This is a genomic window from Paenibacillus sp. PastF-3, assembly GCF_029893135.1.
Taxonomy (GTDB): domain Bacteria; phylum Bacillota; class Bacilli; order Paenibacillales; family Paenibacillaceae; genus Paenibacillus_AQ; species Paenibacillus_AQ nitricinens.
In genome coordinates, this window is the sequence record NZ_JARXWM010000002.1 from 494081 (window position 1) to 508415 (window position 14335).

Annotated in this window: 11 protein-coding genes; 5 read left to right on the plus strand and 6 right to left on the minus strand. The window is 42.6% G+C overall.

Annotation, left to right across the window (positions count from 1 at the left end; translation table 11 throughout):
- Nucleotides 1-34: 34 nt before the first annotated feature.
- The 4 genes from M2444_RS06290 to M2444_RS06305 form a co-directional block, all read right to left on the minus strand.
- Nucleotides 35-1897, minus strand: coding sequence for an assimilatory sulfite reductase (NADPH) flavoprotein subunit (locus tag M2444_RS06290; RefSeq protein WP_094870247.1), 1863 nt, complete (start codon nucleotides 1895-1897; stop codon nucleotides 35-37).
- Nucleotides 1898-2155: 258 nt separating this feature from the next.
- Nucleotides 2156-5416: an ATP-binding protein gene (locus tag M2444_RS06295; RefSeq protein ID WP_094875535.1), complete on the minus strand. Its 3261-nt coding sequence runs from the start codon at nucleotides 5414-5416 to the stop codon at nucleotides 2156-2158.
- Nucleotides 5400-5774 carry a response regulator transcription factor gene (locus M2444_RS06300; RefSeq protein WP_094870215.1) on the minus strand — a complete coding sequence of 125 codons (375 nt, stop codon included), beginning with the start codon at nucleotides 5772-5774 and terminating at the stop codon, nucleotides 5400-5402. Before M2444_RS06300 ends, M2444_RS06295 begins: the two co-directional genes overlap by 17 nt.
- 21 nt (nucleotides 5775-5795) lie before the next feature.
- Nucleotides 5796-7427, minus strand: a complete 1632-nt coding sequence (locus M2444_RS06305) for a diguanylate cyclase (protein WP_280786548.1) — start codon at nucleotides 7425-7427, stop codon at nucleotides 5796-5798.
- 217 nt (nucleotides 7428-7644) lie between these two features.
- Between M2444_RS06305 and M2444_RS06310 the strand changes: the two genes are divergently transcribed.
- Nucleotides 7645-7914, plus strand: a complete 270-nt coding sequence (locus tag M2444_RS06310; RefSeq protein ID WP_042189980.1) for an ACT domain-containing protein — start codon at nucleotides 7645-7647, stop codon at nucleotides 7912-7914.
- A 13-nt stretch (nucleotides 7915-7927) separates the two neighbouring features.
- Nucleotides 7928-9283: a PFL family protein gene (locus M2444_RS06315; protein ID WP_256989813.1), complete on the plus strand. Its 1356-nt coding sequence runs from the start codon at nucleotides 7928-7930 to the stop codon at nucleotides 9281-9283.
- 91 nt (nucleotides 9284-9374) lie between these two features.
- Here M2444_RS06315 and M2444_RS06320 read toward each other — a convergent pair whose 3' ends face one another.
- Nucleotides 9375-9785, minus strand: a complete 411-nt coding sequence (locus M2444_RS06320) for a hypothetical protein (protein WP_256989811.1) — start codon at nucleotides 9783-9785, stop codon at nucleotides 9375-9377.
- 206 nt (nucleotides 9786-9991) lie between these two features.
- Between M2444_RS06320 and M2444_RS06325 the strand changes: the two genes are divergently transcribed.
- Both M2444_RS06325 and M2444_RS06330 read left to right on the plus strand, forming a co-directional pair.
- A complete protein-coding gene (locus M2444_RS06325) occupies nucleotides 9992-11029 on the plus strand; it encodes a glycosyltransferase family protein (RefSeq protein WP_179283582.1) in 1038 nt (345 codons plus the stop codon).
- Nucleotides 11030-11042: 13 nt separating this feature from the next.
- Nucleotides 11043-12116, plus strand: coding sequence for a glycosyltransferase WbsX family protein (locus M2444_RS06330; protein WP_094870220.1), 1074 nt, complete (start codon nucleotides 11043-11045; stop codon nucleotides 12114-12116).
- A gap of 28 nt (nucleotides 12117-12144) precedes the next feature.
- On the opposite strand, the gene M2444_RS06335 is transcribed toward M2444_RS06330, so the two are convergent.
- The gene (locus tag M2444_RS06335) at nucleotides 12145-13608 is read right to left on the minus strand and encodes an MFS transporter (RefSeq protein WP_280786549.1); all 1464 of its coding nucleotides are present in this window, start codon (nucleotides 13606-13608) and stop codon (nucleotides 12145-12147) included.
- Between the two features lie 164 nt (nucleotides 13609-13772).
- Between M2444_RS06335 and M2444_RS06340 the strand changes: the two genes are divergently transcribed.
- Entirely contained in the window at nucleotides 13773-14192 is a 420-nt protein-coding gene (locus M2444_RS06340; RefSeq protein WP_094870222.1) for a MarR family winged helix-turn-helix transcriptional regulator, read from the plus strand.
- Nucleotides 14193-14335: the final 143 nt, after the last annotated feature.

A 14335-nucleotide genomic window follows, 5' to 3' on the forward strand; every position in this document is an offset into this window, starting at 1 on the left:
CCCCCCGAAGTCATTCGATAACTCCATCTATCCATTAATAGACATCACGCTGGTAACGCTGCGTCTGTTGCATATCTTCCAGATAAGCCGCTGCCGCTTCAGGGCTCAGTCCACCCTCACTCTGAATCACTGTAAGCAGGGCAGAATGAACATCATGCGCCATGTACTTCTCGTCACCGCAAACGTAGATATGAGCACCTTCTTGCAGCCATTCATAAACCTCACGACTCTTTTGCAAAATACGATGTTGTACATATACTTTCTCTTCGGTATCACGTGAGAAGGCTACATCCAGCTTACTTAGAACGCCATCCTTTAGCATTCTCTGCCAATCTGTCTGATAGAGGAAATCTGTTACAAAATGCCGATCCCCATAGAACAGCCAAGATTTCCCTTCCGCTCCCAGCTCTCCACGTTCCTCTAAGAAAGAGCGGAATGGCGCAACACCTGTGCCCGGTCCAATCATGATGATCGGTGCATCCGGATTAGTAGGCAGCTTAAAGTTAGGATTATGCTGAATGTAAATAGGCAGTGTATCCCCCGGTTCTACTCTTTCTGCGCAATGCACTGAGCAGACACCGTAACGTGCTCTACCGTGAGCCTCATAACGTACAGCTCTGACGGTTAGATGAACCTCATCCGGGTTTGCTTTATAACTGCTAGCGATAGAATATAGGCGTGCAGGAAGCTTCCGCAAAATCGTCACAAAACTGCTGGCTGGACCTTCCCACGGTGAGAAGTCCTGGATCAAATCGAGTAGATCGCGTCCTTGAATATACGCTTTAAGCTCCGAAGCACGATCTGGAGCTAATAACTCACTCAGCTTGTTTGAAGCAGACAGCTTTGCCGCTTGCTCCAGCAAAGGTTTGGTCAATACAGTGATTTCATAATGATGCAGAAGTGCCTCACGTAAGGCTCCTTCATCACCTTTCTTATTAAACGGAACCTTATCATTAGGATTCCAGCCCATAGTATGAATAATAGCGTCCACCAGTTCGGGATGATTCTCTGGATATACTCCCAGTGCATCCCCTGGTTCAAACTGTATATTAGAGCCTTCAAGCGATAGTTCCAAATGGCGAGTCTCCCGGTCCGAGCCGCGTCCGTTCAAATCCAGATTCTCCAGTACCTCTGCTTTAAAAGGATTATTCCGAGTATATAGAGGTTCTTGTGACTCTGCGTCCTCTGCGGCTTGAACTGCTTTTGCAGCAATGGCTGGAGCATTTAAATTTACATTTAATGCACCAATCACACCTTCAAACCATTCGGCAACGGAATCGTCATAATCGAGATCACAATCTACACGTGGACTTAGGCGCTTACCACCAAGTTCTTCTAACCTCTGATCGAACTCTTTACCCGTCTGACAGAAAAATTCATAAGAGGTGTCTCCCAGAGCCAGAACTGAAAACCGCAGGTTCTCTAATTGAGGTGCTCTTTTGCTGTAGAGGAACTCATGGAACATCCGTGCATTATCTGGTGGATCACCCTCGCCATGCGTACTGACCAGCAGCAGCAGGTTCTCTACCTTCTTAAGCGCATTAGGCTTAAAGCTGTTCATCGCGGTGAGCGTCACCTGAAATCCTTGCTCTTCCAGCTTGCGGGACAAGCTCCCCGCCAGTCGCTGGCAATTCCCTGTTTGTGAACCAAATAAAATGGTTACTTCACGTGATGCAGCAGGTTGACTCGTAGCGGCAGCGCCGACCTCTGCGGTCCCGACCGTGTTTGATGGCGCTTGAAGTTCAGCACCCACTGGCGCTGCTGCCGCAGTACGCCCAATTGCAGATAAATATCCGCTAAGCCATATTTGCTGTGTCTCCGTTAAGGTTGGTAGAAGACGATTGAGAAGCTCGACTTGGTTCTCGTTAAAGGGACTGTTCGTTACCTGTAGTTGCAACAATATCCACCTCTCCTAAACATGAAATCTGGTTAATATCCGTACCTCTATCTGAGCCTTTTTTAGAACCTCATAAAATCAGGCTATCACAATAATTGTAAACGATCAATCCAGTCGTTTTTACCTAATTAATGGTATTTATTGAAAAAGTATCTATAAAGTACATAAAAACCGATCAAAACAGTATGATTTAAGCTGTTTTGATCGGTTTCATTATAAAAAGTGATACTATTTATAAAATATTGTGATAAATAAAAACTATAAATCCTTCTTACTTTCGGGAAATAATACCTCGCCTGCCCCTGTCTTTATCTTCACAATCTCTTCAAGCGTATTCGATAACTCACCAGGCGGATAAGGCTTGGTTAAATACTTCTGTATCACATCATTCAATTGGTTCTTATCGGATTGATCCAGAGCGGAAGAGATTACAATCGGAATATTCTCTGTTCTCGAATCCTCTTTTAGCATTCGGATCAGATCCCATCCGTCCAATTCTTCTCCCAGCATCAAATCAACCACGATCGCAACAAATGGTGTTTTCAAGGCATGGTCAAAAGCTTCCTTCGGATGATAATGATGAGTTACCCTGAAGCCCTTTCCTTTCAGCTCCTCGGATAAAAGCAAAGAAAGGCTGTAATCATCTTCAACGATCATTACATTAGGCTTAAGCTCTTTATCTGCATTCCATTTATTTAGCTCATCTTGCTGTCGGCTTGTGTCCCCATGGAGGATGGGGAGGCTAAACCAAACCGTTGTCCCCTCTCCCTCTACGGAATCAATACCGATGGTTCCCTTTTGTTTCTCAATAATTTCTTTACAGATGGCAAGACCAAGACCTGTTCCGCCAATTCTTTTGGAGGCACTATTATCCACTCTTCTGAATTTTTGAAATAGCTGGCCTATTTGATCCTTAGGAATCCCGAGACCGTTATCTTGAATACGCACAATAATCTGGTCTGGCTCATTATGCAACAGCACTTTCACTTCATTGTTAGTAGGCGAGAACTTGATCGCATTACTTAACAGATTCGTTAGAACTTGAACAATCTTATCCTTGTCCACATCTACTTCCGCATTTAGAGCCTCATCCACCAGAAGCACATGATGTGTGCTGCTAAGCTTATATTGATCGATAACCCCTAGTACAATTTCACTGAGATTCACATGCTCCGTAATATACTGCTGCTTTCCTGACTCCATTCTCTGCAGATCCAGAAAATCATTAATGAGCTCAGTCAACCGCTTCGCTTCTTTATGAATCGTCTCCAGATACTTCAGCTGCTTCTCCGGCTTCATGGTTTTGGACAATAGCAATTCCGTGAATCCTAGTACACTCGACAATGGCGTTCTCAGCTCATGGCTTACTGTACTAACAAGATCGGATTTCATAAGATCCAGCTCGTACTCCCTAGTGATATCTCTGTATACGAACAATGTACCAATCCGGAGCTCACGTCGGAATACAGGAATCGCATAAACATCAATATGCTTCTTGGATTCCGTTCCAATGGAGTATTGCATACTGCTTGACTCCAGAGCATCCTCAGAAATTGCTTGTTCAAAAAACGACCTAAGTTCTTGGTTCTCATTCGAGCGTTCGATGAAATAATCCATCCATTCTTGTCTAGGGATCAAGGTACCTTCGTTCCATTCATAATTCACTATGCTGCAGAGCGCCTTATTCATCTGCAGCATCATGCCATCAGTATTCACGAACTGAATGCCTTCATTTACGTTATTGACGATATCTCGATTCAGCTTCCGTCCATGTTCAATCTCTTCATACATGAACAAACGTTCAATCGCCAGAGCTACGCGGTTCATCATCCCTTGAACCTCATTAATCTCTTCTTTGCTGAAGGAATGTCCAATCCGGGTTCCGCAAAATACAGCTAGAATCTCATCTTCTGCATTCACAACAGTCGTGTAGAAGTCATAACAGTAGACCTCATCCGAAGAGATTCCCTGTTCCGATTGCGTAGCTAAACGCTTAATCAGATAGGTCTTTTCAGTCTTTAAACGATATAACATTTCATTGTTCTCACTATCGAGATAACGCTCTACATTTTCCTGAGGTATCCCTTTAACAGCTGCAATCTTATCTTTTACTAGCAAGAAGAAGCTTGAATCAAAGGAATACAGATGATGCATAAATTCAATAAACTTATCTGCAAATTCATGTTTATCTAACGTGTAGGTAATATCATGATTCAGCTGGTTGTTTAGCTCAAGCATCTTTTTAGTCTGTTCTGTATTTTTCAGCGTCTCAGCAAGCTCTTGCTGCACGCTCTTCATAGAGTTAATATCGTTCGCAATAAGAATGTACTGATAAATTACACCCTCTTCATTCAAGTATGGCACAATCGTCAGATGCAGCCAGATCGGCAATCCGTCTTTGGCTACAATCTGAAGCTCATTGCTCCATACTCCGCCCGTACTTAATTTATTGCTGATTTTTTGGAATTCTTCAGGAGACACATTATAAAGTTCAAAAAGTCTATATGTATAGCCGATAATCTCCGATTTCTTATAGCGGGTATATTCACTTAAGTTCTCATTGGCGTAAGTAAACACACCTTTAGCGGTAAGGATACCGACGGCAGATGACTGATCGAGCGCTTTCATCATGCTCTCAATTTCACTGAGTGAACGTTGCAGCCTATACTGCTGATCCTGAAGCTCATCCTGCTGAGCGTGCAGCTCTTCATTCTGCATCATCAACTCTTCTTCTTTATCCTGAATACTTCTGGCCATATTTAGAAAAGCATTATAAAGTCGGCCAATTTCATCTTGATGCTTAAGCTTGCCCAGAAGAATTTCCTCACCGGCAGCCAGTGAATGCGTTGCCCCTTCCAGCTTCAGAATAGGGTCAATGAGGTTCTTTAGAATCCGCCAGATCATAAAGGTAAAGAACAACAGAATAATCGCGCTTATAAAAAATGCGATAAAGGTAAATTCATTTGCCTGTTTAATATAATCCATAGCCATAGAATTTAAGGCTTCATCCGAGCGTTTTTTGTACTCTTCCGTATAGCCAAGAAAATCATTCACTGATTTAGTGGTACCATCTGCGGACAGAGCACGCAAAGCCACATAGTCATCTGCCTCAACTAGCCGAATCGCTTCAGGTAACGTTTTATTTTTATACTGGACATAAAAGGCCTTTAGACCATCTCTGAACAAAGCTTCTTCGGGAGATAGATTGAGATTGGAATAGGTATCCAGAATCTTATCAAAGTTAATTAGTCCTACATTCAGGAGCTTTAATTCGTTATCACTTTTAAGAGCGCTGAATCCCCTGGCACGGAAAAACACCTCATTTAAAGCACTCGCCAAATCGGTAATCGTATCCGCCTTATTTTGCAGAATTTCTCGGTCTCTACTTAATTTGTTCTGTTCATCGTTAATGAAAAAGAAAAATACCGAGCCCATAAGGATGATTAAAGCGAAAACAAGCGCAATGATACGAAAATACCTATTTCTGATACTGTGATTAACGTTACTTCTCTTCGTCACTTAGGATCCCCTCCACAATCTGCAAGAGTTCCATCGGACTAAAGGGCTTGGGCATAAAATAACGTGCTCCTGCTTCAACAGCGCGAAGTCGATCCACATCTTGAGCCTTGGCCGTCAACATTAATATAGCTGTAGTTTTCTTCTTCTCCTCATCCAGCTGCTGAAGCACTTCAATCCCTGTCATTTCCGGCATCATATAATCCAGAATTACCAGATCATAAGGATCCGTAGACAGCTTAGATAGCGCCTCCAAACCATTCTCCGCTGTGTGAATCTCAACATTCTCCAAATCTTCCAATGTATCCTCGATTAACATCCGTAATACTTCTTCATCATCCACTACCATTATTTTTTGCATATTCGCACAATTCCCTTCGTGTTAGAACAAGAATCTATGAGCCAACCGTTCCATTCGGGACAACAGCTCAGGCATATGAACAGGTTTTACTACATAATCATCGGCACCCATCTGCAGGGCATGTACAATATCCGCCTGATTATTTCTCCCTGTCAGCATGATCACTAATATATTCACTTCCGGATATGTCTTGCGAATTCTTTCCAGAACTTCAACACCATCAAGATCCGGCATCACACCATCAAGTAGAATAATATATTTCTCATCTATGGAATACCAATCCGACTGCAAGAAATCCAGCCCATTCGCAAAACTGCTGATATTCACCTCAGCAATATCCTCCGGCTCCCAAGTATCAATCTGATGAGTCACTATTTTTCGAATTAACGCATCATCATCCACAACAATTACATTTAGAACCGAATGCTTTTTAGTCGACGATAAATGGTCCGTGTAGAGTGTAGTCTGATTCCTTCCGGCATCTTTGCTGGCATAGAGAGCCTGGTCTGCTTCCTCTACAATTTTATCGGCAATATTCTCAGCTTCTGTTACCTCTGATATCCCACTCGAGAAGGTCACATGAAAGACTTCATTCTTCGCAAAAAAGTCGGTGGCAGCAAATCGCTCCTGAATACGGTTTATTACTGTCAATGCAGAACTCGCATCCGTATTTGGCAGGAACACAGCAAACTCTTCTCCACCGAAGCGGCAAAAGGTATCTTCCATACGAATCGAACCCTTTACAAGCTCAGACAAGGACTGTAATACCTCATCTCCGATTAGATGACCGTATGTATCATTAATCTTTTTGAAATAGTCCAGATCAATCAGCGCTAAAGAAAACACCCGTTCCGTACGCTTAAAATCGCAAATCAGCTGTTTCATCACTTGATTAAAGTGTTTTCGATTGAACGCACCCGTCAATTCATCCACAATGATGGATTCCTGCCACTCCCGCTTTAACTCAAAGCGGTTTTTAATTAATGCCAGAAATAAATCAATATCTACAGGCTTCGATAAAAAATCCATCACCCCCAGCCTATATGCATGCAATTGCGTCGCTTTGGAGGACTCCCCACTTATAATGATGATTGGAATACGTTCTTTTTTGGCTTTGCCGATAATTTGATTCAAGACCTCAATCCCGCTGATATCCGGCAAAAGAATATCCAGAAGAATTAGATCCGGTTTACTTTCATAAAAAATCTTGAGACCTCGTTCAGCGGATAAGGCAATGCTTACATAATAGTTCTGCTTCTCCAATGATTCTTTTAAATAAGCCACTAATTCTACATCATCATCAATAAGTAAAATATCATTATGTGGGAGCGCATCATCAGTTCCTTTTTTGTCTAACGTCTTAACTGAACCTAGAGAACCCGATGAATCTTGGTTAAACAGTGGAATAAGCGGATACAAATAATCGCCCCACTCTTCAAAAGACCAGCTCTTAAGGCTACTTTCCATGAAATAGGGCAACGTTGCATCGGCAAACTGTTCAACTTCTTGTAACCCCACTGTTCCTGCCGTACCTTTCAAATTATGCAAAAAACGATAAATGTCCTTCTCGTTAACTTCCGACAGTTCCGACCATTCCTGGAGGGTTTGTTTGGTCCGCTCTTCAACCATATCTTTATATTTTTGTGTAGTCATATTTACTCCTTCAGAGTATCGTATCAATCTCTCACTTCATCATATTTTTCATATACTGTCAATCGAATTTTCTTTAAATTCACAGGACTTTATATAAAAATGATCAAACTGACAAAAAACCTTTGGTTGAAGCTTGCTTCAGCATTTGTAATAATGATTGGAATGGTTCATTCCGTTTACACGGCGTAATCACCATATACAAAGGGAGGCTGTATTTATGAAGGGGATTATTACTGTATTAGGAAAAGACAAAGTAGGGATTATCGCCAAGGTATGTACATATCTGGCCGAGCACAATTTGAACATTCTGGATATTTCTCAGACGATTGTACAAGATTATTTCAATATGATGATGATTGTAGACATTTCTGGCGCGACTAAAGCATTTGAGGATATTGTTGAGGATTTGCATTTAATCGGAGAAGCGATCGGCGTGGAAATCAAGCTTCAGCATGAGGATATTTTTAATATTATGCACCGCATTTAGGAGGATGACCATGATATCACTGGTGGAAGTACAAGAAACAAATAAAATGATCCGTGAAATGAATCTGGATGTACGTACCATAACGATGGGAATCAGCCTCATGGATTGTGCGCATACAGATATGAGAACTTTTAACCAAAACGTATACGACAAAATCACTAGATCCGCTGAGAAGCTCGTCAAAACAGGTGAAGATCTGGAAAGACAATTCGGTGTACCCATTGTTAATAAACGGATTTCTGTGACCCCTATTGCTATTGCTGCTGGCGCCGTGAAGACGGATACGTATGTGCCTGTAGCGGAAATTTTGGACAAGGCTGCCAAAGAAGTTGGCGTTAACTTTATTGGTGGCTTCTCTGCGCTTGTGCAAAAAGGGTGCACCAAAGGTGACCGTATTCTAATCGACAGCATCCCAGAAGCACTAGCAGTTACTGAAAGAGTCTGTTCATCCGTCAATGTCGGCTCTTCCAGAAGTGGAATCAATATGGATGCTGTGAAATTAATGGGTGATATCATTATTCAAACTGCGGAACGCACCAAGGATCGGGATTCCATCGGCTGTGCTAAGCTGGTTGTCTTCTGTAATGCTGTCGAGGACAATCCTTTTATGGCTGGAGCCTTTCATGGGGTTGGTGAACGGGAATGTGTCATCAACGTTGGTGTCAGTGGCCCAGGTGTAATCAAGCGTGCATTAGAGGAAGTAAAGGGGCAGGACTTCGAAACCTTATGTGAAACGATCAAACGGACTGCGTTTAAAGTTACGCGTGTGGGACAACTAGTTGCGCAGGAAGCATCGAAACGGATGAACGTGCCTTTTGGGATTATCGATTTATCTCTGGCTCCAACACCAGAAATTGGGGATTCCATTGCAGAGATCTTTCAAGTCATGGGTCTGGAAGAAGCTGGCGCACCAGGAACAACAGCCGCTCTGGCGATTCTAAATGACAATGTTAAAAAAGGTGGCGTTATGGCCTCCTCCTATGTTGGCGGACTCAGTGGCGCCTTTATTCCGGTTAGTGAAGATCACGGAATGATTCAAGCCGTACAGCGTGGTGCTCTTACGCTCGAAAAGCTAGAAGCCATGACCTGTGTATGTTCTGTAGGACTGGACATGATTGCTATTCCGGGAAGTACCACCAAAGAGACGATCTCTGGCATCATCGCCGATGAAGCTGCTATCGGAATGGTCAATAACAAAACAACCGCTGTTCGCGTCATTCCTGTTATTGGCAAGGATGTAGGCGAAATTGTAGAATTTGGCGGCCTCCTTGGATATGCGCCTGTCATGGCTGTTAACGGCTTTAATTGCGCCAATTTCGTTAACCGAGGTGGACGAATTCCTGCTCCAATTCACAGCTTTAAGAATTAATAGAAACCTCAAACAGCAAGTCCCTATTTGTACCTAGGCGACTTGCTGTTTTTTTATTGTTCATAGCCCGAAGATGTTAATGTTATCAGATTTAAGCCCGCTGGATCCCAATATTAGGTGTTCCCCCGGTCAAATCGATAAATAATACATAGTCATTTCCATCCGTGCCCTTCAGCACGAGTCCTGTCTGACTTGCAACTCCCATAGCGAAATATCTGACTTCTTGAAGGCTCGTAGGGGCTGAAACTGGTGACAAAGCCTGATTCACCGCGATCAAACGGGTCGCAGTTTTGATGGTGCCTGCACCGCTAATTTCACCGGTAACCCCCAAATGACCGAGCAGGGACTGACTGCCGTTCACCTGAAGGCTTCCCATAATGGTCTGACTACCATTTAATTGCAAGTCTAAATCGATAGTCTCATTCCCGTTGACATGCAGATCATTTTGAATGGTCTGACTTCCTGTAACAAGAATATTATCGAAGGTTGGCAAGACGATCATCCCTTTCAGGTTTTATAGTATATCTTATGTTAGACAAGACAATCCGGTCATAGATAGATATACATCTTTTACTAAATCCGCTTTTTCCTTCAAGATTCAGATTAATGGTCTTATACCTAAAGTCAAATGAACCCCCTACACATATAATGATTAGCAAGACTAGGTGCTAGAGCGAACGACTGGCTCCAATGAATACAGGAGGAATTATGAAGAAGACAGCTACTAGGCTCACTCCTCAATTGCCTTCAACTCACGAAGTCTCCATCAGCCAAGTTCATCAACCGCAACACCATAATCTCATTCTCGAGAACTCTTATAGAACGGAATCCATAACACGGGAACTAAAACAATTAAGAGTATTGCTTCTGATCCCCTCAGAGATAAGTGAAAAAATGCCTAATGTACGACTTTTTAAAGATCAGCTAAGGCATCTGGTCAAAGAAGTGCTTGCCATTAAGCTACATCATAATCTGGAAGAATATTTAGCCCAGTATCAGCCTGATCTGATATTGGCCTTGGGATCAGAGACCCTGTTCCCTGAGGAGAATATTCCTGCCCTCAAAGCTTATAACGCTCCTAAGGCCGTATGGATGGCAGACACGACCTGCCTTACCCGAACAGAACGTAATCTAGCGCTATTATTCGATTATATTTTCACACAGAACATAGCTAATCTAATCTATTATCAAGGTTTACGGGAGAAACATTCTAGCTACCTCCCCTATGCTCCAGATACAGACCTCTATTACCCAAGACGTGTAGAGAAATGTTACCACAGTGACGTACTCATTCTCGGCCATTTTCAAATGAATAATGTTCTGGACACCCTAGCTCATTCAGAACTACTTCATGGCCTCAAGATAATGACCATTGGTAGCGGGTGGGAGCCCACCAAAAATTTCATAGACATCACCTACGATAAAGCAGAAATGTCTAACTATTATAACGGAGCAAGGATCGTCATCAATTGCACAGGTTCTGTGCAGCAAATTATGGAGGTCTCTGCTTGCGGCGTATTTCAGTTCGTGGAAGACCATCCCCATCTTCAAAGTTACCCCATTGCAGAAGAAAGTCTTATTCGTTTCCAGAACTTTAAAGAGCTCTCTGAGAGCTTCAGGTACTATATTGCTCATAGTGATGAAAGGAGAAGTTCGGCCTCTCGTGCTCTAAAGGAAGTAAAGTACAATTATTCCTATCTTCAGCAGGGAAAGCTGCTGCTCAAAAAAATATTCACGGAGCCATAGGGGGTGATCTGACTTGAAATGCATCGCTTTTGTATTGCCTCAGTTTCATCAGATAACAGAGAACGATTCCTGGTGGGGAGAGGGATTTACAGAATGGACAAATGTCAGGAAGGCTACAGCCCTTTATCCTGAACATGATCAACCGAAAAAACCATTAAATAATAACTACTACGATTTAACGGACCCTAAAGTGAAACAATGGCAGGCTGAAACTGCAAAAGCTCATGGCATTTACGGGTTTTGTTATTATCACTATTGGTTCAATGGCAGGCGACTTCTGGAACAACCGGTTCAGCAGATTCTTGCCAGCAAAGAGCCTGACTTCCCCTTTTGTCTGTCTTGGGCTAATGAACCTTGGACACGAAGCTGGGATGGCACTGAAGAAGATGTCTTGATGCCACAGGAATATGGAGAAGAACGGGATTGGCGAATGCATTTTTATACTTTACTCGAGGCTTTCCAAGATGAACGATATATTTGCGTAGACGGCAAACCAGTATTTATTATCTATAGATCCTCCAGCATCCCTCGGTGTGATGAAATGCTTCAATGTTGGCGTGATTTAGCTCAGCAAAACGGACTTAAGGGCCTTCATCTTGTCCGGACACTGGGCGGATTCCCCCTAATGACAGAGCACGGGTTCGACGCCAGTCTAGAATTCGAGCCTCACTACACATTCGCACATGGCGGTGTAAAGCACTTATGGAGTTCCAAGCAGGTAGAGGATCAAAAGCATATTGTCATTGATTATGATGAATTATGGGAATCTATGTTAGAACGGACACCTCATAGAGATGGGGAAATTATATATCCGGGAGCATTTGTCAACTGGGATAATACACCACGTAAAGGTGCTGCCGGACAAAGTACTTTAGGTGCAAATCCTCACAAATTCGGTCAATATCTGTCTCGACAAATTGAGAGGACCAAGAAGATGTTCAAAAGTGATTTTATTTATATTAACGCTTGGAACGAGTGGGCTGAGGGTGCCTATTTAGAACCGGATGATCAGTATCGGTATCAATACTTGCAAGCCGTTAAGAAAGCCCTTCAATCTCCTCACAAAGAAGATCCTTCCACGCCGTAGCGTCAGAAGGATCTTCTTCTTTTATTCCTTATGATCTTTCCGAAGTCTGCACTCTGGCGCTCCTTGCACTTATCATTCTCCAACCCGTTAGCAGTGCAGCCACAAAGCATATGGATGCCGAAGTCATGAACACTACATGCATCCCACTGATAAATAACTCTGGTCTATCTGGAACTAAACCTGTTACCCGATAACCAGCTTCACTGCTCATCACATGAAAGAGAATCGTAGTAGCTATCGTAATACCGACGACCATCCCCACATTACGAACTAACGAATTGACGCTGCCCGCAGAACCAAGCTGAGTCCTAGGCACCTTAGACATCACAAGTGAATTGTTCGGCGATTGAAATAGACCACTACCGATTCCTAACATAGCAATCCACACGCCTACCAGCACAACAGAGCTTCCTTCATGAAGCTCTGCTAATCCAAACTGAGCAATAACCATGACTACCAGCCCTGCAAAAGTTAGGAATTCAGACCCGATTTTATCCGATAAAGCTCCGCTTATTGGTGCTACGACAACCATACATATCGGTAACAGCATCAACAGGAATCCCGCTTCAAAGGGCGATAGATTCAGCATATTCTGTGCATAAAATGGCGCGATGATATTAAAGCAGAAGTTCGCTGTAAACACGAGAAACCCACATAAAATACTTAATGAAAACAACGGATTCTTAAATAATGACAATTGTAGTAGCGGCTCTTTCCGACGAAGCTCCGTCCATAAGAAAGCAATGAAGCTGACTATAGCTACGATTAAAGCCGTCACAATTAAGCTATCGCCATAACCGAGCTGCTGTCCCAATAAAAGCCCTGCGAACAAACTTATGATAAAAATAGCGAAGAGTAAACTACCTGGAACGTCTATTGTAGATTTCGTCCTAGTTAAATCCTTAGGCAGTACCTTCCAGCCTAACAGAATAGCGATCACTCCAATAGGAATGTTCACCCAAAAGATATACTCCCAGCCTAATGTCGAAACCATAATCCCACCTAAGCTAGGGCCAGCTATACTTCCCAGAGACACGAATGTACCTATGAAACCAAGCGCTTTACCCCGCTCATTGGCTGGAAAGATATCCGTAACGATTCCCTGGCTATTCGCCATGGTCATCGAAGCTCCAATAGCCTGAATGACGCGTGAAGCAAGTAATGCCGGTAAACTTAAACTGAATCCACACAGCATCGAACCAATAACAAAAACAATCGTCCCTATCTTAAAGATTCGAATCTTCCCAACAATATCTCCAAGCTTCCCGAAGAAAAGAATCGCAGCACATATCGCCATCAAATAACCTGTGGTTACCCATTCGATTTGTGCCATAGGCAGCTTCAATTGTTTCGATAATTCTGGCAGAGCGATGTTGACGATACTGCCATCCAGTGTGGACATGAAGGTGAAAATATTCAGTACAATTAAAATCATCCAGCGTTTCTTCTGAATTTCCTTGTCTTCCTGATAGGTTGCGCTAATAGAACTCATAAACTAACACCTCATTGAATGTATAATCAACGTTTAGTTGCGCACGCAACAAAACTTACTTACATAGTCTACATCAATTTAGTTGCGCGCGCAACGACTTTATTGTACACTTTGTCTCAGAGTAGCAAATAAGCGAACTATATACCCAAAGAGGTGTCTATATCTTGGAAAAAGAGCCTATAGGAAAGTTGATTTCCTATTTTCATCGTCAAAATCAGAAGCAATTGGTAAAAAAGTTCATGCCCTATGGAATAGGTAGTGGTGGGCAACATAGTTTTCTAAAACTGATTACTTCCAGACCAGGGATTACACAAGATCAACTAACTTCTGAACTAAAATTTGATAAAGCCACCACCGCTCGCTCCGTGAAGCAATTAGAGAATTCGGGTTATATTGAACGTAAACCAGATCCTAATGATCGACGCTCTCAACTACTATATCCAACGCCTAAAGCAATCGATTTTTCGCCAATTCTTCAGTCTATTTTAGATGATTATAACAAGAGCCTAGTTGGTAAATTAACCACCGCGGAAGTAGAGCAGCTTCGTACCTTACTTCAAAAAATCAGCACTGACGAAGAATAGGACAAAAAAAGAAACTGTCTCAAAAGTAGTAATGGCTACTTAAGGGACAGCTTCTTTTTTTGAGAATTATTAGGGAAAAGCTCCCTGAAAATAGCTGATAAATGTTTTAAATGAATAGAAAGAGGGAAATCCTCCCTAAAAAT